Source organism: Amycolatopsis echigonensis (genome assembly GCF_002846615.1).
In the GTDB taxonomy this organism is placed as follows: domain Bacteria; phylum Actinomycetota; class Actinomycetes; order Mycobacteriales; family Pseudonocardiaceae; genus Amycolatopsis; species Amycolatopsis echigonensis.
Genome location: NZ_PJMY01000003.1, coordinates 7,494,274 through 7,520,019 on the forward strand (window position 1 = coordinate 7,494,274; position 25,746 = coordinate 7,520,019).

Genomic DNA, 25,746 nt, shown 5'->3' on the forward strand with positions numbered 1-25,746 from the left:
GAAATGCTGGGTTCTCTTACCCGGCGGCGAACGACCCGTTCACCGCCGGGGCTGGGTCAGCGAGTGGCAGACAACTCATCCGCTGTGGACAGTGGCACCGGTTCGAACATCGCCGGTTCGTCTTCCGGGAACAGGGCCGTCGGGCCGTACAGCCAGTCGGTGAACGAGTAGTCGTCCGTCGCGCGGGCGCGCAGCAGGGTGTTGCGTTGTTCGCGCTCGACGCCGCCCAGATGCCACAGGTTTCCCCACGCGCGGGCGGTGAGGACGACGCGACGACAGTGTTCCGGTCGGACCGCCTCGTATGCGGCCAGTGCGCCGTCCCAGTCCACCGTGCCGTCTTCACCGAGCAGTCGTTTCGCGTGTTCGGCCAGGACCCAGCCGTCTTCGATGGCCATGATCGCGCCTTGGGCGAGGTACTGCAGGGGCGGGTGCGCTGCGTCGCCGAGCAGCGCCAGCCTGCCGTCGACCCAGGTGGAGATCTGGTTGCGGTCGTACATCCGCCACCACTTGTCCCGCCACATCCGCGGGATCCCGGCCCGCACCTCGTCGCAGGTGGCGGCGAAGGCGGTGTCCAGCTCGTCCGGCGTGCCCCAGTCGTCCAGGCCCGCCACGGCCTTCGGAGACTCGAAAACCGCTACCTGATTGAGCAAATCTCCGCCGCGAAGTCCATAGTGGACAAAGTGGCAGCGCGGGCCGACATAGACCACGACCTCGGACAGATCGACCGGGCGGCCGACCTCGGCGATCGGCACCGTGCCGCGGTAGGCGACGTACGCCGACGAGACCGGCTGGTCGTCCGTGAAGTGCTTGCGGGCCACGGAGTGCAGGCCGTCGGCGGCGATCACGACGGGTGCGGTGTGCGTGGTTCCGTCGTCGGTCACCGCGGTCGCGGGGTCCGCTGCGTACGAGGCGATCCGTTGCTCAGTGAGGAGTTCCACTCCTGCATCGCGGCAGGCGTCGAGGAAGAGCCGGTGCAGGTCGCTGCGGTGGATGACCAGGTACGGGAAGCCGTAGCGGCGTTCGAGGTCGCGCAGGTCAAGGGCGGTCAGGTCGCGGCCGTCGACCGCGTCGCGCATGACCATCCGGTCCGGGACGACGCCGCGGGCCTTCGCGGTTTCGAGCAGGCCGTAGGCGTCGAGGATCCGGGTGCAGTTCGGGGCGAGCTGGATGCCGGCCCCGACCTCGCCGAACTCCTTCGCCTGCTCCAGCACCCGGACCCGCAGGCCGAGCCGGGACAGCGCATACGCGGTGCTCAGCCCGCCGATCCCGCCGCCGACGACGAGCACGTCAGGGGTGTCCATGGGGCTCTCCTCACAACCAGGGACCGAGATCGGGAACCCCGGTCAGCGAATGCGGCCGTCCGGCCAGGTACGCCGCGACGTCGGGCAGCGGCCCGTCCGGCAGAGTGTCGAGACCGCGTTTGGCCTGGATTTCGGCGACGAGTGCGGACAGGAACGCCTCAGGCAGGTCGGCGAACGTCAATCCGGTACCGAGGTCGACCGCGTGCACGCACACCTCGCGGGCCCGCATCCACGGGATCTCGGTGGCGGGAACCGTCCGGCCCTGCGCCGTGACCACCTGGGCTCGCCACTGCTCCGGTGTCAGCGTGGCCATCGCGGAGTCCAACGAGCGCGCCGAATCCCGCAACCAGGACGTGAGCTGGGCTTCGGACAGCTGCGAGCCCGCTTCGATGTCGGCGTTGCGCTGCTCCGGCGAGGCGTACATCGGGGTGCGCTCGCCGGTCCGCGCCCAGTGCACGAGGTTGCCGAGGGCGTCCGCGTTGGCCGCGACGTGTGCGGCGAGGTGCTTGCGGGTCCAGCCGGGCAACGCGCTCGGTCCGGACAGCTCGTTCGCGTGTGAGAGGAAAAGCTCGGTCCCGAACGAGACCCATTCCCGCGCGTCTCCGGGGGCCATCAGGATTCCTTCACGATCTGGTTCACGCACGCGCCGATCCCGGCCACCTCGGTGACGACGGTTTCGCCGCCGGTCAGGTAGATCTTCGGATCGCGCGCGTGGCCGACCCCGGCGGGAGTGCCGGTCGCGATCAGGTCGCCCGGGTTGAGCTGCACGATCGTGGAGATGTACTGCACCAGGTACACCGGGTCGAACAGCAGCGTTCCGGTGTCGTCGTGCTGCATGACCCGACCGTCCACAGTGGTCTTCACCTCAAGCGACGGCCGTATCCCGCCAACCTCGTCCGGGGTGACGACGTACGGGCCGACCGGCGTCGAGGACTGCCAGATCTTGCCCTGCGTCCACTCGACAGTGCGGAATTGCCAGTCGCGGACCGACACGTCGTTCATCACGGTGAACCCGGCGATCGCCGCCGCGGCCTCGTCCTCGCTGGCCCGCCGGACGGTCGCACCGACCACGACGACAAGTTCGACCTCCCAGTCGAGCGCGTCGGTCTCCGGCGGTTTCGCGATCGGGTCAGCCGGACCGGTCAGGGTGTCGGCGAACTTGGGGAACAGCGTCGGATACGCGGGCAGCTCGCGGCCCATTTCCTTGATGTGGTTGGTGTAGTTGTGCCCCACGCAGACCACTTTGGACGGATTCGGCACGACCGGGGCGAGGTCCGCGCCCTCGGCGGGCCAGGTCTGGCCGGTTGCCTTGGCGGCGTGCGCTTCCCAGCCGTCCTGGGCGAACAGTGCGCCGAGATCGGGGGAGCCGAGGTCGACCAGCACATCGCCGTCGAGGCGGACGGCGCGCGTGCCGCCGTCGATGCGGAGGGTGGCGAGCTTCATCGGAGGGTCTCCCGACGGTCGAGGTGGAGCGCCTCGAAGACGGGCGCGTCCGAGAAACGGAACAGGTCAAGGGCCCCGGAGTCGGAATCGGTGGCACCGGCCTCCGACTTGACGGAGAACGGCTGCCACGACGGGACGACGAACAGATCCCCGCGTGAAACCGTCCACGAAGTGTCGCCGACGGTCACCGTGCCGGAGCCGTCGAAGACCTGGCAGACCGACGAGCCGGTTTCGCGCACGGGGGCGGTCTCGCTGCCCCGGGCCACGCGGTGGAACTCGGCGCGGATGGTCGGCAGTACGTCGGAACCGTTGTGCGGATTGGCGAACCGCACTGCCGCGTGGCCCGGTTCGACTGTTCCGCCGTAGCCCTCTTTTTCCAGCTCAAGCTGGTCGCGCAACGCGGCGTCGGTGTGCTCCCACTTGTACGCCAGCAACGGCGAACCGGGCGCGACACTGCCGACAGACAGCGGTCGCAGGCCCGGATGCGCCCACAGCCGTTCGGAACGAGACCGGTCGGGCGTGATCCGCTCGGTCTCGCTGATCGTTTCGCGCCCGAACTCGAAGAACTGCGCGTCGATGCCGTACTGGAACGGGATGTCGAGACCGTCGAGCCAGGCCATCGGCTCGCGGGTGGCGTTGTGGTGGGCGTGCCAGTTCCAGCCCGCCTGCGGCAGGAAGTCGCCGCGGCGCATCGGGACCGGGTCGCCGCCGACGACCGTCCACACCCCTGAGCCTTCGACGACGAACCGGAACGCGTTCTGCGTGTGCCGGTGCTCGGGCGCGTCCTCGCCGGGCATCAGGTACTGGATCGCGGCCCACAGCGTCGGCGTCGCGAACGGACGGCCGCCGAGCCCTGGGTTGGCCAGCGCGATCGCGCGCCGCTCCCCGCCGCGGCCGACCGGCACGATCTCGCCCGCCTGCTCAGCGAGCCGCAGCAGGTTCTCCCACTGCCATCGGTGCGGCACCGCCCGCGAACGCGGGTGCGCGGGCATCAGGTCGCCGATCTCCGTCCACAACGGAACGAGCAGCTCCTGCTCGAAACCGCGGTAGAGCTTTTCGAGGGCGGGCGTGACCGCGGGCTGGTCCGGTGCGTCGACCGCGGCGAGCTGAACGGGAGTCCGCGCTGGAGTGCTGGTCATGGGGTTATGGTGGGCTGGTCCCGGTCTGCGGAAAACGGGATTCTGGTGTGCGGAAAGGCGGCCCGGATGGAGAAACGGTTCAAGGCTCCGCCGCCGTACGCAGTGGCCAGCGTAGACAACGCCCTGCGGATCGCGGCGATGCTGCAGCTCGAAGGCCCGTTGACGGTCTCGGAGGTGGCTGAGCGGATCGGCGTCGCGCCCTCGACCGCGCACCGGCTGCTCGCGATGCTCGTGTACCGCGATTTCGCCGTGCAAGACGCCAACCGGGCCTACCGCGTGGGCCCGGTGCTGGAGCTGGCCGCGCACTCGCAGTCAGCCGCGTCGAAGCTGCGCGCGGCCGCGCTTCCGCACCTGCGACGGCTGGTGGACCTGCTGGACGAGTCGGTGAACCTGACCGTCCGGACGGGGGACACGGCCCGGTTCATCGCGAGCGTGGAGTGCTCGCAGGCGTTGCGGGTCGGTTCACGCGAAGGCATGGTCTTCCCGGCCCACCAGACGACGGCCGGTCTGCTGCTGCTCGCCGAGCTGCCGCCGGACCAGGTCGAGGAGCTCTACGCGGTGGACAAGCCCGGCGAACGACCGGACCCGGCAGAGCTGCGGGCTGACCTGGCGCGCGTGCGGCGCAGCGGGTTCGCGCTCAACCAGGGCCGTTCCGAGCGGGGAGTGGTGGCGGTCGGCGTGCCGGTGCACGGACCGGACGGCCCGGTCGTCGCCGGGTTGTCGGTGTCGATGCCGAGCGTGCGGTACCGGAAAGACCAGTTGCCGACGCTGGTGGCGTCGCTGCGCGCGACGGCGGCCGCGTTGGAGGCGGACCTGCGGGGCTAGCGGTGGTCTTCGCCCGCGAGTGCCGCCGCGAAGGCCGCGTGCACGCTGAGGAACTGCTGCACCGACAACTCCGCCGCCATCCCGGGGTACTGCGGGGCCAGCCGCTTGGCCGCCCAGTTGGCCCACCGCACGTGTGCCTCGTCGACGCTCAGGTGCGCCGCTTCGGCGGCATGGCGAGCGTTCACGCCGTTCAGAATCGCTTGGTGCATCAGCGCGGGAGTCGAGCGTTGTTCCCACGCGCGCAAGGACGCCATCGAGGACAGCCGGTGCAGCGTCGACGACACAGTCGGCGGTGCGGGGCGGGGTTGCGGGAAGCCGCGCTGGAGCGGTCCCCTGCGGGGCGCCGCACTGTCCACAGTGTCGTCGACCGCGACATTCGCCGAAGCGGGCGTGCCGTGACTGTCTGCGTCGTCAGTGATCAAACTCGTCATCGTCGTCCCTCCGACGTGCGGTTACCCGCCTCCGCACGCGCGAAACCCTGGACCGTCGGGAAGCGACGGCGCGGGCGTTGCCGGGCAGCAGCGGGTCGATGTCGACCGGGTCCAGATGCGGATCGCGCAGCAGGGACCCGAAGGCGGCCTTGGCGACGGCCAGGATCGGCACCGCGAGCAAGGCCCCGACGATCCCGGCGACTTCCAGGCCGAGCGCGATGCCCAGCACCACGGCCAGCGGGTGCAGCCGGACCGCGCGCCCGAGCAGGAACGGCTGCAGCACATGGCTTTCCAGCTGCATCACCGCGACGACGATCGCGAGCACGATGCCCGCCGCGACGAATCCGTTGGCGACCAGGGCGATCAGCACCGCGACCGCGCCGGTCACCACCGCGCCGAGGATCGGCACGAACGCGCCGATGAAGATCAGCGCCGCCAGCGGCACCGCGAGCGGGACCCCGACCAGCCAGATGCCGAGGCCGATGCAGACCGCGTCCACGCAGGCCACGGCCACCGTCGCGCGCACGTAGCTGACCAGCGAGGCGAACCCGCGGCGGCCTGCGACATCGATCTCGTCGCGGAGGGAGACCGGCACGATCCGCAACAGGAAGTGCCACACCTGGTTGCCGCCGTAGAGGAAGAAAACGAGCACGAACAGCGTCAGCAGCATCTCGGTCAGCACGCCGCCGACGGTCGCCGCCGTGGAGAGCACGCGCGTGGTGAGTTCGGCGGTGTTGCCCTGGATCGTGCTGACCGCTTTGTCGAGCAGCTGCTGCACCTGCGGCAGGTGCAGCGGCCCGTGCTGCAGCCAGTTGTTGATGCTCGTCAGACTGGCCCCGACCTGGTTGCCCAGCTGCGGCAGGCTAGCGGTGACCGTGGTGACGACCAGGGTGAGCACCCCGCCCAGGACGGCGAGCCCGACGATGATCGCGACGAGCGTGGCCAGCGCACGGGGCACGTGCCAGCGCACCAGCCGCTCCACCAGGGGCGCGAACAACGCCGACAGGAGCAGGGCGATCCCGATCGGAACGGTGACCTTCGCGAGGTAGCCGAGCGTCCACGCGATGACCCCGAGCATGGTCAGGACGACCAGGAACCGCCAGCTCGCCGCCGCCGCGACCCGCAGCGACCACGGCACCGCGTCGGCGGCGTCGCCGCGGCGAGGGCGGCCACCGCCCGCGATCCGATGAGGGGGAACATGCCCGTCCGGAACGTTCATCCCGTCACCGCCTTCGCCGACAACGGTTTGGCGACCGCTTCGAGCGAACGCCGTTCAGCCCGGCTCCCCAGGACCGCCTCGGCCATCCCGCTGACGACCCCGGTCTCGTCCAGGCCGCCGAACAGCACTGGGCCGATGATCCCGCCGAGCCCGGTGCCGACCGTCGACCGGTTCGAGCCGCTCGCCGGTCGCCTTCCGGACGCGGTCCTCGATGGCGGTGACGACCCGGTCGGCCTCGCCGGCACGCCGTGGGTGAACAGCCACCGGAGGTCGCGAGCCCGACCTGAGTCTCGGAAAGGACCAGGCCGCTGCCGGATTCGGTCAGCCGGTCCGACAGCGCGCTGACGACGGTGACCTCGAGCCCGTCGAGGATCCACGCGGTGCCCAGTCCGACGAGCATCAGCCACTGCCACGACGACCACGGCAGCCGGTCCGTCCTCGCCGGCACATCGGTTCGCACCACGTCGATCACCCCGCGGCGGGAATTCCCGGCGGAGATCACTCGCAAACGGCCCGGCTAGAACCAGTCGACGGCGCGCAGCACGAAGAACGCGGCCACCACGAGCACCAGGATCGCCACGGCGAGCAGCCACCGGGCGGGCAGTTTGCGCGACGGCATCGGCTGCGGATGCGAGAGTCCCGACGTCTGTCCGGCGTCGGGCGGGGTGTCGCCGGGCGGCACGGAGCCGCCCGGTTCGAGACCCGGCACGTCGTCCGGTTCGGGCCCGGGTGCGGTCATGTCCGGTCTCCTCGTCGTGGGGGCAGTCGCCGGACAGGTTTGCCGTCCAGGACGGCGATAAACCTCTGCGGAGCGGCGTTTGTTCCAGGGAGGGACGGGTAGGCGGACGCCATGGCTGACATCAATCCCATCCAGTTGCAGAAAGACCTCGCCGGCGTCGACTACCCGGCCAAGCGAGACGACCTGGTCTCCGCCGCCGAGCGGAACGGCGCGGATTCCAGCACGCTCGACGTGCTGCGGAGCCTGCCCGACCGCACGTATGAGGGACCGAGCGGCGTCAGCAAGGAAGCCGCGCAGAAGTAAGTGCCCGGAATCGGAACCGGCTCGAGGCGGACGTGCTGCCTCGAGCCGATCTCTGCGGTGTCCATTGTGGATCTTTACCCGGCGAGCACCCGCTCGGCGATCGCGACCATGGCCTCGGTCAGCAACGCCATCTGGTCGCGCATCGAACGGTCGGGTTCCGCCTGCCAGGCGACGAACGCGCCGTCGAACCCGGCGATGCCGAAGTAGTCCAGCGCCTCGCCCACCTTCTCCGCCGCCTCCGGCCCGAGGCTGGCCCACGATTGGGAGATCATCCGGCGCATGTGCCGCCGTCCGTCGACGCGCACGCGTTCGATGATCTCCTTCACCTCGACGTCCGCGACCGCCTCGGCGCTCATCAGCAGGATCAGGTGCAGCCGCAGGAAGTCGGGTTTCGCGACGAAGACCTCGCCGGTGCGCTGCAGGAACCAGCCGAGCAGCTCGGCGGGCGGCAGGTCTTCGGGCGGATTCGCCTGTGACTCGCGCAGGTGCCGGAAGAACTCGTACGCCCCGCGCTCCATGACCGCCGACAGCAGTCCGCCCTTGGACTGGAAGTGGTGGTAGATCGCGCTCTTCGGCAGGCCGGTCTCGGTGCTGAGCACCGACATCGTCGTAGCGGAGTAGCCGCGTTCGGCCATGATCCGCGACGCAGTGTCGAGGATTTCCTCCCGGGAACGCCGTCCCCGCCGGTTCCCGGCCCGCGCTGTGTCCACGCCGAGCAGCATAGGGCCGCCGGTTTTCTGCACACCGGAATCGTGCCCGCTGCGTCTTGACGAACTCTGGTCCAGGTGTGACCGTAGCCACTAATGAACCGAACGACCGGTCCAAAACTGTGGAGCCTGGGACATGAGTGAGCACTACGACGCCGACGTCGCCGTCGTCGGATACGGCCCGACGGGCCTCGCCGGGGCGCTGACCCTGGCCGCGAAGGGCGCGCGGGTGGCCGCGTTCGAGCGAGACCAGGACGTCTACGCCCGGGCCAGGGCGGTCACGATCAACGACTGGACCATGCGGATCCTGCAGGACCTCGGCGTCGACGACCGGGTCGAACGGGTCGTCGAACCGCAGCGGGCCCTGCGCTGGGTGACCTACGACGGCCGCGAGGTGATGCGCGTCGAACACCCGCCGAGCACACTCGGCACCCGCGGGAGCAAGCCGCGGTTCTACAACATCTATCAGCCGGCTCTCGAGGCTGAGTTGCGTCGCTGCGGCGAGGAGCACTCCAGCCTGGCGGTCCGTTACGGCGTCGAGGTCGTCGCTGTCGAGCAGGACGCCAGCGGCGTGACCGTCACCGCGCGCGACCGCGAGACGGGGGAGGAGACCGCCACGCGCACCCGGTACGCCATCGCGGCCGACGGCGGGTCGTCCCCGGTGCGCAAGATGCTCGGTATCCCGATGCACGGCGACACCGGCGACACGCTGTGGATCGTCATCGACTGCCGGGTCAAGCGCTGGTGGCCGGACCGCGATTTCCTCACCTTCTGGACCGACCGCGAACGCCCGGTCGTCGACATCGCGCTCTCCGCGGGCAACCACCGGTGGGAAATCCCGCTCAACGCCACCGAAACCGAGGCGGACTTCCCCACGCACGCCGAGGTATGGCCGCTGCTGCACGCGCTGGGAGTGACCGAGGACGACGTCGAAATCCACCAGTACGCCTTCTACCGCCACCACGTGCGGATGGCCGAAACCTACCGGCGGGGGCGGGTTTTCCTGGCCGGCGACGCCGCACACCTGATGCCGCCGTGGGCGGGCGCGGGCATGCAGACCGGCATGCGCGACGCGTACAACCTGGGCTGGAAGATCGCCGGAATCGTCCGCGGCGAACTGGGCGAGGACTGGCTCGACACCTACGAGGCCGAACGCCGGCCGTCCGCCGAGTTCTACACCGGAATGGCCGTCGCGCTCGGCCGGGTGATCAAGCAGGAGGCGACTCCGGCGGAGATCGAGGCGATGAACGCCGTCCCGCCGAACCTGGTCACGCCGTGGGAACCGCCGCTCAACGCGCCGCCGACCCTCGTCGCCGGCTGGCTGCGCGGCGAGACCGGGGACGCGTCGGTCGTCGGCCGATACCTCCCGCAGCCGCTCGCCTGCGACGCCGTCGGCCGGATCGACCGGCTGGATGCGTTGCTGCCCAACGGATTCTTCCTGCTCGGCAACGACGTCGACCCGGCGACGCTGCTCACGCCCGAGGAAAAGTCCGGCTGGGACGCCCTCGGCGCGTCCTATGTCGCCGTCCGGCCGCGGACCGCGTACACCCGCGCCGCGACCGACCTCGTGGACATCGAGGACGCGGTGCTGCCCTGGCTCGACCGATACGGCGTCCAGGCGATCGCCGTGCGCCCGGACAAATTCGTCGCGGCGGCTGACAAAACCGGCCTCGCCACCCCAGTTTTCCAGCGTGGAAAGGAATCTCGATGACCGTGAAAGAACTCGCCTACGTCGTGTACGAGGTGAGCGACCTCGCCGAATGGGAGCGCTTCGCCGTGTCCCTGCTCGGCATGCAACTGGGCGAGAAGTCCGCCGACGGCCTCACCCTGCGCACCGACGAGAAGGCGCACCGCTGGATCCTCGCCGAAGGCCCCGCCGACGATCTTGTCCGCACCGGCTACGAGGTTTCGTCTCCGGCGGCGTTGGACGCCCTGGTCGCGCGGCTGCGGAAGGCGGGGGTCGAGGCGGTTGAAGGCGACCCCGGACTGGCCGCCGCGCGGAAGGTCGACCGGATCGTGCTCGTGACCGATCCACTGGGCAACGTGCTCGAACTGGTCACCGGCCTTGCCGACGCCGAAACCCCGTTCCGCAGCGACCTGCTGCTCGGCGAGTTCGTCACCGGAACCGGCGGCGCGGGCCACCAGGTGCTGCTGGCCAAAGGCGTCCCGCGGGAGACGTACCTGGCCTTCTACGAGGGACTGCTCGGCTTCAAGCTCAGCGACATCATCGTCGAGGAGGTCGCTCCGGGGATCGTCGCGGACCTGGCCTTCCTGCACTGCAACCCGCGGCACCACTCGGTCGCGTTCGGCGACATGCCGCACCCGAAGCGGACGCACCACTTCATGGTCGAGGTCTCCGATATCCGCGACGTGGGCCTCGCCTACGACCGGTGCCTCGACGCGAAGCAGCCGTTCGAGATGACGCTCGGGATGCACCCGAACGACCACATGTTCAGCTTCTACGTCCGGACGCCGTCGGGCTTCTCCGTCGAGTACGGCTGGGGCGGGCTGCTGATCGACGACGAGACGTGGCAGGTGCGGACGCTCGACCAGCTGCACTGGTGGGGCCACCGTGCGCCGGAGGCCGTCGCGGAACAGCTCGCCGGAGGTGCGCTCTGATGACCTCGCGTTACGTGCGGACCCGCGACTGGAAAATCCACTACCACGAGGTCGGCGAAGGCCATCCTCTCGTCCTCCTGCACGGCGGCGGCCCCGGTGCGACCGGCTGGAGCAACTACTCGCCGAACATCGAAGCGCTGGCCCGGAATTTCCGGGTGATCGCCCCCGACATGCCAGGCTGGGGCGACTCCGACGCAGCGGACTTCGCCACGCTCGACCACGTCGAGGCCGCGACCCAGCTGCTGGACGCCTTGGGCATCGACAAGGCCGCCTTCGTCGGCAACTCGATGGGCGGCCACACGTCGCTGCGGCTCGCCGTCGAGCGCCCGGAACGCGTGTCGCACCTCGTGACGATGGGGCCGCCGATCCAGATGAAGCCGTTTCTGTTCGGTGCCGGCGGCGGGCCGACCGAGGGCCTGAAGATCATGTTCGAGACCTACTCCGACGCGACGCCCGAGGGCATGCACCGCCTGGTCGAGATCATGGTCTACGACAAGGCCCGGTTCGCGACGCCGGAACTGTGCCAGGAACGCTCGGACGCGGCCCTCGCGCGCCCGGAGCACCTGCGCGCGATCGCGGCGGCCGCCCCGAAAGCGCCGATCCCGATCTGGCTGGACCTGGCGGCGGTTTCCGCGATCACCGCGCCGGCCCTGCTGATCCACGGCCGTGATGACCGGGTGGTGTCGTTCGAATCGACACTGTTCCTCGCGGCGAATATTCCGGATTCGCGCGCGGTCCTGATCAACCGGTGCGGGCACTGGGCGCAGCTGGAACATGCGGACGAGTTCAACCGGCTGGTGACGGATTTCGTTCTGCACCACTTATCGCCGGGCCGCGGGGCCGTCTCGGTGAAGGAGACGGCCCCGCGGCTTGAGAAGCCCACTCTCAAGCCGGAAGAAGGGCTTCCTATCGGCCCAATACCTCGTCGTTGTGCTGTCCAACCCCCGGCGCAGGCCGCGGATCGAGCCGGGCCCCGTCCACCTGTACCGGCGATTTCGGTGCCCAATGCGCCCCCGCACCGGGTTGGTCGACCTTCCCGAACAGCGCCAGTTCCCGCAGCGCGGCACCGCCGTCGCGCCCGAGTTCGGCGAAGCTGCGGTAGCGTTCCCACAGGATCCGGTGCCGCGTAAGCGTTTCCGCCACCTCCGCGTACGGCGTCTGCCTGAACCACCGGGCCAGCAGCGGCGAGATCACGTCGCGGTGCCGGTACCGGTCGGACTCGGTGGCGAACGAGATGCCCAGCGCTTCGCTCAGCCCGGCGAAGGCGTCGGCGAGTCCGGTCGCGGCGAGCATCTTCTGCCAGTGCCGTTCGGTGAGCAGCACGAGCATCACCCGGACCCCGTCGGCCGTCTCGAAATCGTCGCCGTAGGTACCGTAGATCTCGTTGCCGGATTTGGTCCGCTCATGGTCGGTCAGCTGCGCTTCCGCGAGATAACCGAGGTTCCCGGCGGTGGCGAGCGCGACGTCCTCCAGCGCGACCCGGATCGACCTGCCCTCCCTGGTGACCTGGCGATGCCGTTCGGCGGCCAGCAGGCCGACGGCCAGGTACAGCCCGGCGCAGACGTCCCAGGCGGGCACCACGTGGTTCACCGGTTCCGTACCGGTGCCGGTCAGCAGCGGGAAGCCGGTCGCGGCCTGCACGGTGTAGTCGACCGCCGCGCCGCCGTCGGCACGGCCGTCCAGCAGGACGTGGATGAGGTCCGGCCGTCGCGCGCTCAGAGCCTCGTACCCGAGGTCCGCGTGCCGCGAAGTGTTCGTCACGACCACGCATGGGTCGCCGTCGACGATCAGGTCGGCGACCCGGCGACGATCCGCTTCGGACTCCAGATCGACGGCGATCGCGCGTTTTCCCTTGTTCAGCCCGGACCAGTAGAGGCTGGTCCCGGAGTCGGACAACGGCCAGCGCGTGCGGTCGGCGGCGCCGCCCAGCGGTTCGACCCGGACGACGTCAGCGCCGAGCTGGGCGAGCGTGAGCCCGCATAGGGGGGTCGCGACGTACGCGGACAGCTCGACCACCCGCAGTCCGTCCAGCAGCGTGGGGTTCATGCGTCGTGCACCCGGGAAAAGTCCGGCTTGCGGCGTTCGCGGTGCGACGCGAGCCCCTCGTGCACCTCCGGGCCGCCGAAGCCGTAGAACTCCAGTGCCAGCGAGGAATCGAAGATCGCGCCCGCGAGCTGCCGGTACCAGAGGTTGAGGCTTTGCTTGGTCCACCGGATCGCGGTGGGTGCACCGTTCGCGAGTTCGTGCGCGATTTCCCGGGCGGTGGGCAGCAGGTCGGCCTCCTCCTCGACGCACAGCGACACCAGGCCGATCCGCTCCGCCTCGGCACCGTTCAGCGGGCGGCAGGTCATCAGGTAGTACTTGGCTTTCGCCATCCCGCACAGCAGCGGCCAGCACACCGCCGCGTGGTCGCCCGCCGCGACGCCGAGCCGGGTGTGCCCGTCGATGATCTTCGCGTTCGCAGTGACCACCGAGACGTCCGCGAGCACTCCGGCGACGAGTCCGGCGCCGACCGCGGGGCCGTGGATCGCCGAGACGATCGGCTTGGAGCAGTCGATGACGTTGTAGACGAGATCGCGAGCCTCGCGCATGGTGCGGGAACGGGCCTCGAAGTCGGTGGACAGCTTCTCGACGAGGTCGAACGACCCGCCCGCGGAGAACCCCTTGCCTTCGCCGCGCAGCAGGACGGCTTTCACCGCGGGGTCGCGGTCGAATTCGCGCCAGATGTCGGCGAGTTCGGCGTGCGCGGCTTCGCTGACCGCGTTGAGGTTCGGGGCGTCCAGGACCAGTTCGACGACGCCGTCCTCGTCCGGTCCGTCCACCCGCAGGTTCTCGAATTGTGCGTAGCGACTCATGCCGCTCCTTTCCTGCCGTCGCCGAGGAACAAGCCCTCACGGTCGTATTTCCGCAGCTGCTGGACGTCCTCCGAGGTCACCTCGGGCAGTTCGCGCAGGTCGTCCGCGACGGTGAGGTCCCAGCCGCACTGCGATCGGACGTGCTCGACGCGTTCGGCCAGCGGCTCCGGTCCGGGCGCGATCGCGGCGAGCACCAGCTCGCCGTCGCGTCGGCTCAGAATGCCGAGATCGGTGACCACCGCCCGGACCCTCGCGCCGGGACTGGTGACGTAGCTGCATTTCTCGATGAACCGCCGCGGGCTCATGGTGCCGACGACGTACGTCTCGTCGGCCCCGGTCACGACGTCGTTCCCGCCGCCCGAACCGACGAGGTACGGACCGCCCTCGATGCGGGTCGTGTTGATGTTGCCCTGCCGGTCGATTTCCGCCGCTCCGACGCAGGCGATCGACCGCGTCGCCGGGCCGTTCACCAGATTCCCCAGTGCCTGCTCAGTGTCGAGCAGCATCGAGGATGACGGGAAGTTCGCGAAGCTGAAGATGAACGGGTCACCGGGCGTCGGTGTGTAGTCCCAGAGGCCGAGTTCAGCCGCCAGCGCGACGTCGTGCCCGTCGGCCTTCGCCTGTTCGACGGCCACCCAGGCGGCGAGGTTCGCCAGCCCGGCTCCGGCCAGCACCCCGTCGGCTCCGGTTTCGGCGATCCGCGACCGGACCAGCGCGGCGAGCCAGGTCGCCGCGCGTTCCGGACGGGTCACCGGCCCGGTGTGCTCGCCGCGGCCGGTCGGCGGCGTCGGCTGGCCCAGCGTGCGGCTCAACGCGGTAAGCCGCGCTTCGCCGAGTTTGGCCAGGTAAGCGTCGTGGTCGAGGAGGATCCACTCGCGGATCCAGTCGTCAAAATCCGCCGAACGGCTGGCTTCCCGCGCCGCGATCCAGAACTCGACGTCCTCGGCATAACCGTCCACCGGCAGTTGCGCGCCCTCGGTGCCGGGGAAGACGCCGCCGGGATGCGCGCCGAACGGAGCCTCGACCACGGCCAGCACCCGGTGCGCCGGAACGCGGACGAACGAAGACCACGGACGCAGGTCGTCCACGACTCTCTCGACGGTCGCCAGCACTCCGCGCCGCGCGGCGAACGCGCCGATCGAGCCCTCGAACATCGGCGGCGCGACGGCCAGATTGCCCTGCCGGTCGGCGACCGCGGCGTGCAGGATCGCGACATCCGGCGTGAGCGGAGCGACCAGGCCGACGCGGCCGAACGGCGTGTCGACCTCCGCGTAGCCAGGGTTGTCGGCCATCGAAGAATCGCGCACCGAGCCGGTGACCACCGCGGGCACGCCGGTCGCAGCGGCGCGCAGACCCTGGATGTAGCTCAGGAACGACCAGTTCTCGACCTCGACTGAACCGTCCGCATAGGACCGCTGGAACACCGGATTCGGCGTGAACACGGGAAACGAGTCTCCCGAGTAGACAGTCACGACCTTCTCCAGGCACCCGGAACGGAACAGCACCGCCCCGAGCGACGACAGGCTGGCCATGATCAGCGTGAACCGCGACGGCCGCTGCCAATGCTGCCGCGCGATTTCGCGGACGAGCGCGCTCCAGCGGCTGTGCCCCAGGATGACGTGCAGCGCGTCTCCCTCGCGGACGTAACGGGAGACCGCCTCGTCCAGACGGCAGAACTCGGTCATCCGGCCACGACCACCAAAGTTTCGGCGACACACGCCGGTTTCTCCGCGCCTTCGAGTTCCACCGTGTACCGCGTGGTGACGGTGACCCCGGCGGCGCCGTCCTTCACCTCGGCGAACGTCGCACGGGCGCGCAGCCGGGACCCGACCGGAACCGGGGCCGGAAAACGGACCTTGCCCAGCCCGTAGTTGATCCGTGCGGACCCGAAGTCGAGCCGGACCAGCTGCGCGCTGAAGTACGGGATCAGCGACAGGGTGAGGAAACCGTGCGCGATGGTCGATCCGAACGGGCCTTTCGCGGCCCGCTTGGGATCGGTGTGGATCCACTGGCGGTCTCCGGTGGCTTCGGCGAACGCGTCGATCCGCGCCTGGTCGACGGCGAACCATTCGGTCGGCCCGATCTCCTCGCCGATCGCCGCCCGGACCTCGTCCGCCGAAGCGAAGACCCGGTTCATTCCGACACCCGCTCGAACACCGCGGCCAGACCCTGTCCGCCGCCGATGCACATCGTCTCGAGCCCGTAGCGGGCCTCGCGGCGCTGCATTTCCCGCGCCATGGTCGCGAGGATCCGGGTGCCGGTCGCGCCGACCGGATGGCCCAGCGAGATCCCGGAACCGTGCACGTTGAGCCGGTCGAAATCGGACTCGCCGAAGCCCCATTCGCGGGTGCAGGCCAGCGCCTGCGCGGCGAACGCCTCGTTGAGTTCGATGAGGTCGATGTCGGAGATCTTCAGCCCGGCGCGCTCCAGCGCGAGCGCCGAGGCGGGCACCGGACCGATGCCCATCACCTTCGGCTCGACTCCGGCCACGCCGTGCGAGACCAGCCGCACGAGCGGGCGAAGGCCCAGCTCGGCGGCGCGTTCGCGGGTGGTCACGACGCACACCGCGGCGGCGTCGTTCTGGCCGCTCGCGTTGCCCGCGGTGACCGTCGCCTCCGGATCCTGCTTGCCCAGCACCGGCTTCAGCTTCGCGAGGGTCTCGACGGTCGTGTCCGGGCGCGGGTGCTCGTCGGTGTCCACGACGACCGTGCCCTTCCGCGTCTGCACCGGCACCGGGACGATCTCCTCGGCGAACACGCCGGACTGCTGCGCGGCGACCGCGCGCTGGTGCGACGTCGCGGCGAGCCGGTCCTGCTCCTCGCGGCTGATGCCGTACTGCCGCCGCAGGTTCTCCGCGGTCTCCAGCATGCCGCCCGGCACCGGGTAGTGCTTGCCGCCGGGGGTCTGGCGGCCGCGGGTCAGCGAATCGTGCAGCATCACGCCCGCGCCGGTGGCGCCCCAGCGCATGTCGTTGGCGTAGAAGACGGTGTTGGACATGCTTTCCGCACCGCCCGCGACGATCAGCTCGCTCGCTCCCGCCTGCACCTGCAGCGCGGCCAGCAGCACCGACTGCAGCCCGGAACCGCAGCGGCGGTCGACCTGCATGCCGGGCACGGTGACCGGCAGCCCGGCGTCGAGCGCGACGACGCGGCCGATGGCGGGGGCTTCGGCGCTGGGGTAGCAGTGGCCGAGGATGACGTCGTCGATCGCGTCGGCGGGAAGACCGGTGCGCTCCAGCAGGCCCTTCAACGCGACCGTGCCGAGGTCGGCGGCGGGCACGCTCTTGAGCGAACCGCCGAAGCGGCCGATCGGGGTGCGGACAGGTTCGCAGATGACGGCGTCACGCATGGGGAGTGCCTTCCTCGTGATAGTCGGCTTCGAGGCTGGTGCGCGGCCCGGCGTCCCCGACGAGGGTCAGGGTCGCGCCGCCGGGACGGGGCTCGGTGTGCAGCCGTGCGGGCTGGCCGCAGAACAGCGGGGCCAGGTTGCGGTGCGCCAGCCGGGTCACCCGCGCGCCGGGGGAGTCCAGGCGCAGCACCTCGGCCAGGGCCAGCGACATCAGCGGCCCGTGCACGACCAGGCCGGGGTAGCCCTCGACGCGGGTCGCATACGGCCAGTCGTAGTGGATGCGGTGCGCGTTCGCGGTGGCCGCGGAGAAGCGCATCAGCAGGGTGGGATCGGTGGCGAAGTCCCAGCCGTCCTCGCGGCGACGGAAGGGAGCGCCTGCCAGCTCGGCGGGCTCGACCGGTGCTTCGGAGGCGGTCGCGCCCGCTTCGCGGTAGATGAGGTCCTGCCGTTCCTCGACGAGCGGTGCACCGTCCACACCGGACAGAACGGTCCGCACGACGACGATCACCAGCTGCCCGGAGCGGCCGGATTTCTCCGTCACCGAGTCCACTGTGGAACGACGGGTCACCGTCTCGCCGATCTTCGGCGGCCGGTGCACAGTCACCTCGCCGCCGGCGAACATCCGCCGCGGCAGGTCGATCGGCGGCAGGAACGTCCCGCGCGCCGGATGCCCGTCGGAGCCGAGTTCCGAGGAGACCGGCCAGCGGGGGAGCGCGACCCAGTGCCACAGCGGCGGCAGGTCGTCGCCCGGCCGCGGCGCGGGCAGCCCGTTGTCGAAGAGCGCGGCCAGCGCCGCGACCGGGGCCGGGTCCACCAGCTCGGCGGTCGTGACGGCGTGCGGTTCCCAGCCGGTCACATGAACCGTCCGCCGGTCACCTCGAGCACCGTGCCGGTCATGTACGACGACAGGTCGGACGCGAGGAACAGCGCCACCGAAGCGATTTCGCTGACCTCTCCAGCGCGGCGCATCGGGATCTCGGCCATCTTCTGGTCCCACGCCTTCTGCGGCATGGCCTCGGTCATCGCGGTGCGGATGAGCCCGGGCTGGATCGCGTTGACCCGGACGCCGTGGTGCGCCATCTCCTTCGCGGCGGCCTTGGTCAGGCCGACGATCCCGGCCTTGGCCGCGGAGTAGTTCGTCTGGCCGACCATGCCGACCTTGCCCGAGAGCGACGACAGGTTCACGATCGCGCCGCTCTTGCGTTCGCGCATGATCGCCGCGGCCTTGCGCGTGCCGTTCCAGGTTCCCTTGAGGTGCACGGAAATGACCTGGTCGAACTCGTCCTCGGTCATCGTCCGCATGGTCGCGTCGCGGGTGATGCCGGCGTTGTTGACGAACACGTCGACGGGGGAGAACGCCTCGTCCGCCGCGGCGAGCAGAGCGTCCACATCGGACGCCTTGGTCACGTCGCAGCGGACGCCGCGGGCGACGGCGCCGCCGCCGAGTCCTTCGGCGGCTTTCTCCGCGGCCTCGGCGTTGACGTCGCCGATCACCACGCGGGCGCCCTCGGCGACGAACAGCTCGGCGATGGCGAGCCCGATGCCTTGCGCGGCACCGGTGATGACGGCGGTCCGGTCGGTCAGCAGAGCCATGGGGTCCTCAGATCTTGTTGCGGGCGACGAGCTGGGCGGCGATGACGTTGCGCTGGATTTCGTTGGTGCCTTCGCCGACGATCATCAGCGGCGCGTCGCGGAAGTAGCGTTCGACGTCGTATTCCTTGGAGTAGCCGTAGCCGCCGTGGACGCGGATGGCGTCGAGGGCGACCTGCATCGCGGTCTCGGAAGCGAACAGCTTGGCCATCCCGGCTTCCATGTCCGCGCGCACGCCCGCGTCGAGCTTCTCCGCAGCGTCCAAGGTGAGCAGACGGGCCGCGCGCATTTTCGTGGCCATGTCGGCCAGCAGGTTGCCGACGGACTGGTGCTTCCAGATCGGCTTCCCGAAGGATTCGCGTTCCTGGGCGTAGCGGACGGCGTCGTTCAGCGCGGCCTGCCCGACGCCCAGCGCACGCGAGGCGACCTGGATCCGGCCGACTTCCAGCCCGCGCATCATGTGCGACCAGCCCTGGTTCGGTTCGCCGCCGAGGACCGCGTCCTTCGGCACCTCGCGCCCGTCGAACACCAGCTCGCAGGCCTCGACGCCGCGGTAACCCAGCTTCGGCAGCTTCTTGGAGATCGTGAGGCCGTCGCCGGGCTCGACGAGGATGACGCTCATGCCGCGGTGCGCGGGTTTCGCGTCGCGGTCGGTGATGCAGAGCAGGCCGATCAGGCCGGAGTGGGCGGCGTTGGAGATCCAGGTCTTGGACCCGGTGATCGTGTAGCCCTCGTCGGTCGGCACGGCTTGGGTGCGCATGGCCTGCAGGTCGCTGCCGCCGCCGGGTTCGGTCAGCGCCATGGTCGCGCGGATGCGGCCCTCGGCCATCGCGGGCAGGTACTTCTCGCGCTGCTCGGGAGTGCCGAAGGTTTTGATCAGATAGGTGATCACGGAGTGCCCGCCGATCGCGCCCGCCAGGCTCATCCAGCCGCGCGCCAACTCCTCGGTGACACGGGCGAAACACGCGGTGCTGACGTCCACGCCGCCGTACTCCGCGGGCGCGAGCAGGCCGAAGAAGCCGAGTTTCTTCATCTCGTCGATGAACTCGCCCGGATAGACGTCGTCGGCTTCGAATTCGCGGACGCGGGGCCGGACCCGGTCGTCCACGAATTCCGCGACCAGGGCGACCATCTGCTGTTCGTCGTCGGTGAGCGTCATCGCCCGTTCCCTTCTCGTGCCTGCCGGAGGACGCGCTGGGCGCGTTCCAGCACCGGCTTGTCGACCATCTGCCCGCCCACCGCGACCGCGCCGCCCGCGTCGGCGGCGTCGAGAATCGACTGCGCCCAGCGGATTTCCTCGCGCGACGGCCGCAGCGCCGCGGCGGCGACGGGTACCTGTTTCGGATGCACGCACAGCTTTCCGGCGAACCCGAGCCGCCGTGCGTAGTGGACTTCGTCGGTGAGGTGTGCCTCGTTTTCCAGATCCGCGGTGACGCCGTCGATCGGACCGGGCAGCCCGGCCGCGGCGGAGGCGAGCACGAGCGCGCCTCGCGCGGCGACGAACGCGTCCCGGTCGGCCGGGTCGGCGCCCAGTTCCGCGGCGAGATCGAAGCTGCCGAGCGCGAGGCGCTGCACGTTCGGGACGGTCGCGGTCTCCCGCGCGTCCAGCACGCCGCGCGCGGTTTCGACCAGCGCGATCACGACCGGCAGCACGCCGAGCTGCTCGCCCGCCGCGCGGGTCGTCGCGGGTTCGGCCTTCGGCAGCATCACGGTGCACCGGCGCCGCCTGAGCACGGTGAGGTCTTCGTCGTGCCAGGCGGTGCCGGCGGCGTTTACCCGCACCGCGCACTCGGGGTTCTCCTCGAGCCACGCGACGACCTGTTCCCGCGCGTACTCCTTGCGGTCCGGCGCGACGGCGTCCTCCAGATCGAGCACCACCAGGCTCGGCCCGGCGGCCATCGCCTTGCCGAAGCGTTCCGGCCGGTCGCCCGGGACGAACAGGAGGGTCGCCGCTTCCCGTGCCCGCGTAGCCGCGCGGCTCGTCATTTTTGCGCCTTCTTCGCTTGGCGGACCAGCCCGCCGCCGATGATCAGGCGCTGGATTTCGCTGGTGCCCTCGTAAAGCCGCAGCAGCCGGATGTCGCGGTAGATCCGCTCGACCGGCACGTCCCGCATGTACCCGGTGCCGCCGTGGATCTGCACCGCGAGATCGGCGACCTTGCCCGCCATCTCCGTGCAGTACAGCTTCGCGGCCGACGGCCCGATCCGGCGGTCCTCGCCGGACACGTAGCGCGCCGCGGTCTCGCGAACCAGCGCCCGTCCGGCCATCACGCCGGTCTGCTGGTCCGCCAGCATTGCTTGCACCAGCTGGAAATCGCCGATCGGCTGACCGCCCTGCGTCGCCGAAGCGGCGTACGCGACGGACTCGTCCAACGCACGCTGCGCGGACCCGACGGCCAGCGCGGCGATATGGACCCGGCCGCGGGCGAGCGACGTCATCGCGGCGCGGTACCCGGCGTCCTCGTTCCCGCCGACAAGCGCGGAGGCGGGCACCCGGACGTTGCTGAACGTGACGTCCGCGGTCCAGGCGCCTTCCTGGCCCATCTTCTTGTCCTTGGGCCCGACCTCCAGGCCAGGCGTGTCGGCGGGCACGAGGAAGACCGCGATCCCGGGCCCGGAGTCGTCTGCGGGACGAGTGCGCGCGAAGACGACGAAGAGATCCGCGATCGGCGCGTTGGTGATGAACCGTTTCTGCCCGTCGATCACCCAGTCGTCGCCGTCGCGCACGGCCTTGGTGCGCAGCCCGGCGGGATTGGACCCGGCGCCCGGCTCGGTCAGCGCGAACGACGCGACGACCTCGCCCGAGGCGATGCGCTCCAGCCACTGCTTTTTCTGGTCCTCGGTGCCGAAGCCGACCAGCACCTGTCCGGCGATGCCGTTGTTCGTGCCGAACATCGACCGCAGCGCCAGCGACGTGTAGCCGAACTCCATCGCGAGTTCGACGTCCTGGGTCAGGTCGAGCCCGAGCCCGCCCCGCTCCTGCGGAATCGCGTAGCCGAACAGGCCCATCTCGGCGGCCTGCGCGCGCAGATCGTCCGGGATGGCGTTGCCGTCCATGATCTCCTGCTCGCGCGGAACGACCTTCGCCCGGACGAAGTCGCGCACCAGCTCCAGGATCGGCCGGAAGTCCTCGGGGGTAACCGCTGCTGCCATGCCCCCACTATGACCCAGACGGCCCGCTGAGAAAATACTTTATCAGAAATCATCGAATGCCTCACACTGCCGGGCGACCTCCAGAGCGGGAAAATCTCCAGGTCAGACTGCAGTTTGGGCAGCGGCGGGCGCTCCCGGCGGAGACGCCGCGGCAGCCTGAGCGCCCCACGGCCGTGTAATACTTCATCCGATACCGCCGCCGACGCAGGGATGGGAGAAGGTCGTGGCGATGCCCGAAACCGCGAGTGCCGGACCGCGCCGCACCGGCCCGGCGAACCTCAAGGCGATGGCCGCGCAGGAAATCCGGCGGCGGGTCTTCTCCGGCCAGCTGCGGGCCGGGGCGAAGATCGACCAGGAAGCGCTCGCCGACGAACTCGGCATCAGCAAACTGCCTATCCGCGAAGCGCTGATCACCCTCGACCACGAAGGCGTGGTGGAGCACATCGCCCGCCGGGGCGCGTTCGTCGCCCGGATGACGCGCGACGACATCCGGGACCACTACCGCGTGTTCGGCGTGGTGTCCGGACTGGCCGCGGAACGCGCGGCGAAGAACCTTTCGCCGGAAAGCCTGCAGGCGCTGCACGATCTGGCGGACCGGATGGAGAGCGCGGCCGACCGCGCCGAACAGGAACGGCTGAACTTCGAGTTCCACCGGAGAATCAACTACGCCGCCGATTCGCGCCGGCTCCTGTCCCTTCTCGGCATGCTGTCCAAGACTGTGTCGCACGGGTTTTACGAGGCGCACGAGGACTGGCCGGACAAGGCACGGGACGACCACCGGCTGATCCTGGACGCACTGTCCGCGCGCTCGGCGGCCCGGGCGCGCACGCTCGTGGAGAAACACCTCGCGGACGCGGGCGAGCGCGCGGTGGCTTTGCTGGAGAAGCAAGGATTCTGGAACCGCTGACCAGGCGAGCGAGTCAGTCGGCCAGCCGTTTTTCTTCCGCGGCACGGACCTCCGTGCCGGGTGCGGTGATCCAGCTCGACAACAGCTGCAGCGCTTCCGCCGACGCCGAACCGGCCTCCGCGGTGTAGCCGATCATCGTCAGCCCCGGCGCGCTGGTGACCGCCAGGCCTTCGAAGCGCAAAGTCAGTTCGCCGACGACCGGGTGGCGGAACAGTTTCGTGCCGCGCTGGTGGGCTTTGACGTCGTGGGCGGCCCATCGGGTGCGGAATGCCTCGCTGCGGGTCGCGAGGTCGCCGATCAGGCTCGTGACCGCTTTCGCATACGGCGACCGGGCGGCTTCGACGTGCAGCAGCGCGACCGCGTCGTCAGCGGCTTTCTGCCAGTTGGGGAAGATTTCCTCGGCGTGGTCGTCCAGGAAGATGAACCGCGCGAGGTTCGGCGGGGTGTGATCGTAGACGGGGGCGTACAACGCGCGGCCGAGCGCGTTGGCGGCGACCAGGTCGAGGTGTCCATTCTGGACGATCGCGGGGGCGTTGACCATCGAATCGAGCAGGGCCTGGACTCCTTCGGGCACCGGCTGGCGGACCGTCCGTCCCGGTCCGGCGCGTTTTCCGGCCGCGCGGGCGAGGTCGAACAGGTGCGCGGTCTCGGTGTCGTCCAGTTGCAGCGCGGTGGCGACGGCGTGCAGGACTTCGTCGGAAACGCCGGACACCCGGCCGCGTTCGATCTGGACGTAGTACTCGGTGCTGACCCCGGCCAGCCGCGCGACTTCCTCACGGCGCAGGCCGCTGACCCGCCGCCGTCCGCCCGCGATCAGCCCGGCCTGTTCGGGCGTGATCTTCGCGCGCCGGGTCATCAGGAATTCCCGGAGGTCGTTCGCGATCGCCATGTCTCGAGGGTAAGCGCGTTCCGCGCCGGGAAGGAGGGGCTGGCGGTACCCCCGATAGACGGCCTCTGCCACGCCCGCGCGGACCGCCGCAGAGTGGGCAGCAGGACCTCGGAACTTCTGAAGGAGTGAATGCAGTGCAGAAGGTGACCTTCCCCAACGGCTCGGTCTCCATGGCGGGCAACCTGTACCTGCCGGACGGCTTCGACCCGAATGGCAGCTACCCGGCGGTCGTGGCCGTGCACCCCGGCGGCGGGGTGAAGGAGCAGACCGCGGGCCTCTATGCGGGCAAGCTGGCCGAGCAGGGCTTTGTCGCGCTCGCGTTCGACGCGTCTTTCCAGGGCGACAGCGGCGGCGAGCCGCATCACCTGGAGGACCCGGCCGCGCGGGTCGAAGACGTGCGCGCGGCGGTGGACTATCTGCAGACCCTCGGCTATGTCGACGCCGAGCGGATCGGCGGCCTCGGCGTCTGCGCGGGCGGCGGCTACCTGGTGAACGCGGCGTTGACCGACTACCGGATCAAGGCTCTGACCACGATCAGCGCGGTGAACATCGGCACCTCGTTCCGGCGCGGCTGGTACGGCACCGACTCCGATGCGGCCGCGGTGCCCACGCTGCAGGCGGTCGCTCAGCAGCGCACCGCCGAGGCGAACGGCGCCGACGCGGCGTACCTGCCGTACGTGCCCGCCGAACCGGACGAGAACACCCCGCGCGACCTGGTCGAGGCGAACGACTACTACCTCACCCCGCGCGCCCAGCACCCGAACGCCAAGAACAAGTTCCTGTTCACCAAGAGCGTGTCGCGGATTTTCACCTTCGACGCGTTCCATCTGGTCGAAGATCTGCTCACGCAGCCGACCCTGATCGTCGCGGGCAGCGACGCCGGTTCGCTGTGGATGTCCACCGAGCTGCACGGCCGCGTGCGCAGCCCGAAGAAGCTCGTCGTGGTCGAGGGCGGCACGCACATGGACTTCTACGACGTGCCCAAGTACGTCGACCGCGCGCTGGCCGAAGCGGTGCCGTTCTTCCGGGAAAACCTCGCCGCGACCGCGGCTGAGTAACCGGGAGGGGCCCGCCGGCGATCCCGGCGGGCCGCCCCGGCCTCGTTTGTCCCTCGGCCCCACAGCGCATATATTGTGCATCAGCGCGGCGGCGATGCCGTGCCCTCGGAAGTACCAGAGGTGGCCGATGGACGTGGACAGCATCGTCTCGGGCGCCGCCGGGCTGGGCGCGCGCTACCGGGATTTGTGCGCGGACGTCGGGGCCTCGCTGGGGCTGGACGTGCCGGTGCCGCGGCTGGACGGCCCGTGGGCCGACGAGGCGGCCGGTGCCGTGGGACGGTTGTGGAACGCCGTGCTGGCCGAGACCTTGCACATCGCCGACGCCCCCGGGGTCTCCGGGGCGCGGCGACGCGAGCTGGCCGAGCTGCTGGGCCGGATCCGTGCGGTCGAGGCCGAACTCGCGGAAACGCGGCTCGCCGACCGGCACCTGCTGTTGCGCCGTGTAGCCGCTTCGCTCGCCTCGGTGCGCGACGCGAAAACCGTCGACGAATTCCTCGGCCGGGTCCCGGAAGCGGGCTGCCGGCTCGGGTTCGACCGGGTCCTGGTCTCGCGCGTGGTGGATTCCGTGTGGCGGCTGCACACGATGTGCGTCGTACACGAGCCGCGGTGGGCCGACGAGATCGTCGCGGTCGGGAAGGCGTCGCCGCCCGAGTTGCGCGGCGGGCTGATCGAGGCGGACGTGGTCGACCGGGCCGAAACCCGGCTGATTTTCGATACGCAGCACAGCCAGCGCGTCGACCGCGACCTGATCCGCGTCACGAAGTCCACTTCGTACGGAATCGCCCCGTTGACGGTGCACGGCCAGGTGGTCGGCCTGCTGCACGGCGATCGCTACCACCAGGGCCGCGACGTCGACGAAACCGACCGTGCGCTCCTTACGCTGATGGCCGAAGCACTCAGTCATTCCCTGGGCCGCCTCACGATGCTGGAAGGCTTGGCGTTCCTGCGCGACACCGCGGACGGCCTGATGACGCGTCCGACGGCTCTCCCCGCCTCGCCGCCGTCGCCCGCGCCGAGCCCGCAGATTCCGTTGACCGCAAGGGAAAACCAGGTGATGGAACTGCTCGCGGCCGGTCGGTCCAACCGGCACATCGCGCGCGAGCTGGCGATCACCGAGCGCACCGCGAAATCCCACGTCACGCAGATCCTGCGCAAACTCGGCGTCACCAGCCGCACGGAGGCGATCGCGCTCTGGCTGCGCGGCGGGGGACTGTCCTAAGG

The 25,746-nt window shown here is 70.2% G+C and carries 28 protein-coding genes and 1 pseudogene; 9 read left to right on the top strand and 20 right to left on the bottom strand.

Going from position 1 to position 25,746, the window contains the following annotated elements; all coding sequences use genetic code 11:
- Positions 1-56 precede the first annotated feature (56 nt).
- From ATK30_RS40375 to ATK30_RS40390, 4 genes are read right to left on the bottom strand one after another with little or no spacing between them, the layout of a single operon-like run.
- Complete coding sequence (locus tag ATK30_RS40375) at positions 57-1,301, bottom strand: FAD-dependent oxidoreductase (RefSeq protein ID WP_183123780.1); 1,245 nt, start codon at positions 1,299-1,301, stop codon at positions 57-59.
- Between the two features lie 10 nt (positions 1,302-1,311).
- Positions 1,312-1,914: a maleylpyruvate isomerase family mycothiol-dependent enzyme gene (locus tag ATK30_RS40380; protein WP_101439956.1), complete on the bottom strand. Its 603-nt coding sequence runs from the start codon at positions 1,912-1,914 to the stop codon at positions 1,312-1,314.
- Positions 1,914-2,744: a fumarylacetoacetate hydrolase family protein gene (locus ATK30_RS40385; protein WP_101439957.1), complete on the bottom strand. Its 831-nt coding sequence runs from the start codon at positions 2,742-2,744 to the stop codon at positions 1,914-1,916. Before ATK30_RS40385 ends, ATK30_RS40380 begins: the two co-directional genes overlap by 1 nt.
- Complete coding sequence (locus ATK30_RS40390; RefSeq protein WP_101439958.1) at positions 2,741-3,883, bottom strand: cupin domain-containing protein; 1,143 nt, start codon at positions 3,881-3,883, stop codon at positions 2,741-2,743. Before ATK30_RS40390 ends, ATK30_RS40385 begins: the two co-directional genes overlap by 4 nt.
- A 66-nt stretch (positions 3,884-3,949) precedes the next feature.
- Between ATK30_RS40390 and ATK30_RS40395 the strand changes: the two genes are divergently transcribed.
- On the top strand, positions 3,950-4,708 hold the full coding sequence (locus ATK30_RS40395) for an IclR family transcriptional regulator (protein WP_101439959.1): 759 nt from the start codon (positions 3,950-3,952) through the stop codon (positions 4,706-4,708).
- Here ATK30_RS40395 and ATK30_RS40400 read toward each other — a convergent pair.
- The 3 genes from ATK30_RS40400 to ATK30_RS47015 are packed head-to-tail and all read right to left on the bottom strand — an operon-like array spanning position 4,705 to position 6,486.
- Entirely contained in the window at positions 4,705-5,139 is a 435-nt protein-coding gene (locus ATK30_RS40400) for a hypothetical protein (RefSeq protein WP_101439960.1), read from the bottom strand. The genes ATK30_RS40395 and ATK30_RS40400 overlap by 4 nt on opposite strands.
- Positions 5,120-6,358, bottom strand: a complete 1,239-nt coding sequence (locus tag ATK30_RS40405; RefSeq protein ID WP_101439961.1) for an AI-2E family transporter — start codon at positions 6,356-6,358, stop codon at positions 5,120-5,122. The genes ATK30_RS40400 and ATK30_RS40405 overlap by 20 nt, the downstream gene beginning before the upstream one ends.
- On the bottom strand, positions 6,355-6,486 hold the full coding sequence (locus tag ATK30_RS47015; RefSeq protein WP_279630042.1) for a hypothetical protein: 132 nt from the start codon (positions 6,484-6,486) through the stop codon (positions 6,355-6,357). Before ATK30_RS47015 ends, ATK30_RS40405 begins: the two co-directional genes overlap by 4 nt.
- A gap of 252 nt (positions 6,487-6,738) precedes the next feature.
- Here ATK30_RS47015 and ATK30_RS45215 point away from each other — a divergent pair, with 252 nt between their 5' ends.
- Positions 6,739-6,879: a hypothetical protein gene (locus ATK30_RS45215; RefSeq protein WP_158242570.1), complete on the top strand. Its 141-nt coding sequence runs from the start codon at positions 6,739-6,741 to the stop codon at positions 6,877-6,879.
- Here ATK30_RS45215 and ATK30_RS40415 read toward each other — a convergent pair.
- Entirely contained in the window at positions 6,876-7,097 is a 222-nt protein-coding gene (locus tag ATK30_RS40415) for a DUF6480 family protein (RefSeq protein ID WP_101439962.1), read from the bottom strand. The genes ATK30_RS45215 and ATK30_RS40415 overlap by 4 nt on opposite strands.
- Positions 7,098-7,208: 111 nt before the next feature.
- Here ATK30_RS40415 and ATK30_RS40420 point away from each other — a divergent pair, with 111 nt between their 5' ends.
- Positions 7,209-7,400 carry a DUF2795 domain-containing protein gene (locus tag ATK30_RS40420; protein ID WP_101439963.1) on the top strand — a complete coding sequence of 64 codons (192 nt, stop codon included), beginning with the start codon at positions 7,209-7,211 and terminating at the stop codon, positions 7,398-7,400.
- Positions 7,401-7,474: 74 nt separating this feature from the next.
- Here the strand turns inward: ATK30_RS40420 and ATK30_RS40425 are convergent, their stop codons facing one another.
- A complete protein-coding gene (locus ATK30_RS40425) occupies positions 7,475-8,110 on the bottom strand; it encodes a TetR/AcrR family transcriptional regulator (protein ID WP_208637549.1) in 636 nt (211 codons plus the stop codon).
- 133 nt (positions 8,111-8,243) lie between these two features.
- Here ATK30_RS40425 and ATK30_RS40430 point away from each other — a divergent pair, with 133 nt between their 5' ends.
- From ATK30_RS40430 to ATK30_RS40440, 3 genes and pseudogenes are all read left to right on the top strand, one after another.
- Positions 8,244-9,818 (top strand): FAD-dependent monooxygenase, encoded by a 1,575-nt coding sequence (locus ATK30_RS40430; protein ID WP_101439965.1) that lies wholly within the window; start codon positions 8,244-8,246, stop codon positions 9,816-9,818.
- A complete protein-coding gene (locus ATK30_RS40435; RefSeq protein WP_101439966.1) occupies positions 9,815-10,726 on the top strand; it encodes a VOC family protein in 912 nt (303 codons plus the stop codon). The genes ATK30_RS40430 and ATK30_RS40435 overlap by 4 nt, the downstream gene beginning before the upstream one ends.
- Positions 10,726-11,508: pseudogene (locus ATK30_RS40440) on the top strand (alpha/beta fold hydrolase); the annotation flags it as partial. The gene ATK30_RS40435 and the pseudogene ATK30_RS40440, both read left to right, overlap by 1 nt.
- 124 nt (positions 11,509-11,632) lie before the next feature.
- On the opposite strand, the gene ATK30_RS40445 reads toward ATK30_RS40440, so the two are convergent.
- Genes ATK30_RS40445 through ATK30_RS40490 form a run of 10 tightly spaced genes read right to left on the bottom strand, consistent with a single transcriptional unit; the run spans position 11,633 to position 21,671 of the window.
- The gene (locus tag ATK30_RS40445) at positions 11,633-12,772 is read right to left on the bottom strand and encodes a CoA transferase (RefSeq protein WP_101439967.1); all 1,140 of its coding nucleotides are present in this window, start codon (positions 12,770-12,772) and stop codon (positions 11,633-11,635) included.
- Entirely contained in the window at positions 12,769-13,581 is an 813-nt protein-coding gene (locus ATK30_RS40450) for an enoyl-CoA hydratase/isomerase family protein (protein WP_101439968.1), read from the bottom strand. Before ATK30_RS40450 ends, ATK30_RS40445 begins: the two co-directional genes overlap by 4 nt.
- Positions 13,578-15,266 (bottom strand): CoA-transferase, encoded by a 1,689-nt coding sequence (locus ATK30_RS40455; protein WP_101439969.1) that lies wholly within the window; start codon positions 15,264-15,266, stop codon positions 13,578-13,580. The genes ATK30_RS40450 and ATK30_RS40455 overlap by 4 nt, the downstream gene beginning before the upstream one ends.
- On the bottom strand, positions 15,263-15,718 hold the full coding sequence (locus tag ATK30_RS40460; protein WP_101439970.1) for a MaoC family dehydratase: 456 nt from the start codon (positions 15,716-15,718) through the stop codon (positions 15,263-15,265). Before ATK30_RS40460 ends, ATK30_RS40455 begins: the two co-directional genes overlap by 4 nt.
- Entirely contained in the window at positions 15,715-16,929 is a 1,215-nt protein-coding gene (locus ATK30_RS40465) for an acetyl-CoA C-acetyltransferase (protein ID WP_101439971.1), read from the bottom strand. Before ATK30_RS40465 ends, ATK30_RS40460 begins: the two co-directional genes overlap by 4 nt.
- The gene (locus ATK30_RS40470) at positions 16,922-17,785 is read right to left on the bottom strand and encodes an HTD2 family dehydratase (RefSeq protein WP_101439972.1); all 864 of its coding nucleotides are present in this window, start codon (positions 17,783-17,785) and stop codon (positions 16,922-16,924) included. Before ATK30_RS40470 ends, ATK30_RS40465 begins: the two co-directional genes overlap by 8 nt.
- Positions 17,782-18,522: a 3-oxoacyl-ACP reductase FabG gene (gene fabG / locus ATK30_RS40475; protein WP_101439973.1), complete on the bottom strand. Its 741-nt coding sequence runs from the start codon at positions 18,520-18,522 to the stop codon at positions 17,782-17,784. Before fabG ends, ATK30_RS40470 begins: the two co-directional genes overlap by 4 nt.
- A 7-nt stretch (positions 18,523-18,529) precedes the next feature.
- Positions 18,530-19,678 (bottom strand): acyl-CoA dehydrogenase family protein, encoded by a 1,149-nt coding sequence (locus tag ATK30_RS40480; RefSeq protein ID WP_101439974.1) that lies wholly within the window; start codon positions 19,676-19,678, stop codon positions 18,530-18,532.
- Positions 19,675-20,505, bottom strand: coding sequence for an HpcH/HpaI aldolase/citrate lyase family protein (locus ATK30_RS40485; RefSeq protein ID WP_101439975.1), 831 nt, complete (start codon positions 20,503-20,505; stop codon positions 19,675-19,677). Before ATK30_RS40485 ends, ATK30_RS40480 begins: the two co-directional genes overlap by 4 nt.
- Complete coding sequence (locus ATK30_RS40490) at positions 20,502-21,671, bottom strand: acyl-CoA dehydrogenase family protein (RefSeq protein ID WP_101439976.1); 1,170 nt, start codon at positions 21,669-21,671, stop codon at positions 20,502-20,504. Before ATK30_RS40490 ends, ATK30_RS40485 begins: the two co-directional genes overlap by 4 nt.
- A gap of 229 nt (positions 21,672-21,900) precedes the next feature.
- Here ATK30_RS40490 and ATK30_RS40495 point away from each other — a divergent pair, with 229 nt between their 5' ends.
- A complete protein-coding gene (locus tag ATK30_RS40495) occupies positions 21,901-22,578 on the top strand; it encodes a GntR family transcriptional regulator (protein WP_101441325.1) in 678 nt (225 codons plus the stop codon).
- 13 nt (positions 22,579-22,591) lie between these two features.
- On the opposite strand, the gene ATK30_RS40500 is transcribed toward ATK30_RS40495, so the two are convergent.
- A complete protein-coding gene (locus ATK30_RS40500; RefSeq protein WP_101439977.1) occupies positions 22,592-23,467 on the bottom strand; it encodes a helix-turn-helix domain-containing protein in 876 nt (291 codons plus the stop codon).
- Between the two features lie 65 nt (positions 23,468-23,532).
- On the opposite strand from ATK30_RS40500, the gene ATK30_RS40505 reads away from it, so the two are divergent.
- Together ATK30_RS40505 and ATK30_RS46675 are read left to right on the top strand one after the other, a co-directional pair.
- Positions 23,533-24,525 carry an alpha/beta hydrolase gene (locus tag ATK30_RS40505; protein WP_463672432.1) on the top strand — a complete coding sequence of 331 codons (993 nt, stop codon included), beginning with the start codon at positions 23,533-23,535 and terminating at the stop codon, positions 24,523-24,525.
- Positions 24,526-24,652: 127 nt separating this feature from the next.
- Positions 24,653-25,744, top strand: a complete 1,092-nt coding sequence (locus tag ATK30_RS46675; protein WP_101439978.1) for a helix-turn-helix transcriptional regulator — start codon at positions 24,653-24,655, stop codon at positions 25,742-25,744.
- Positions 25,745-25,746: the final 2 nt, after the last annotated feature.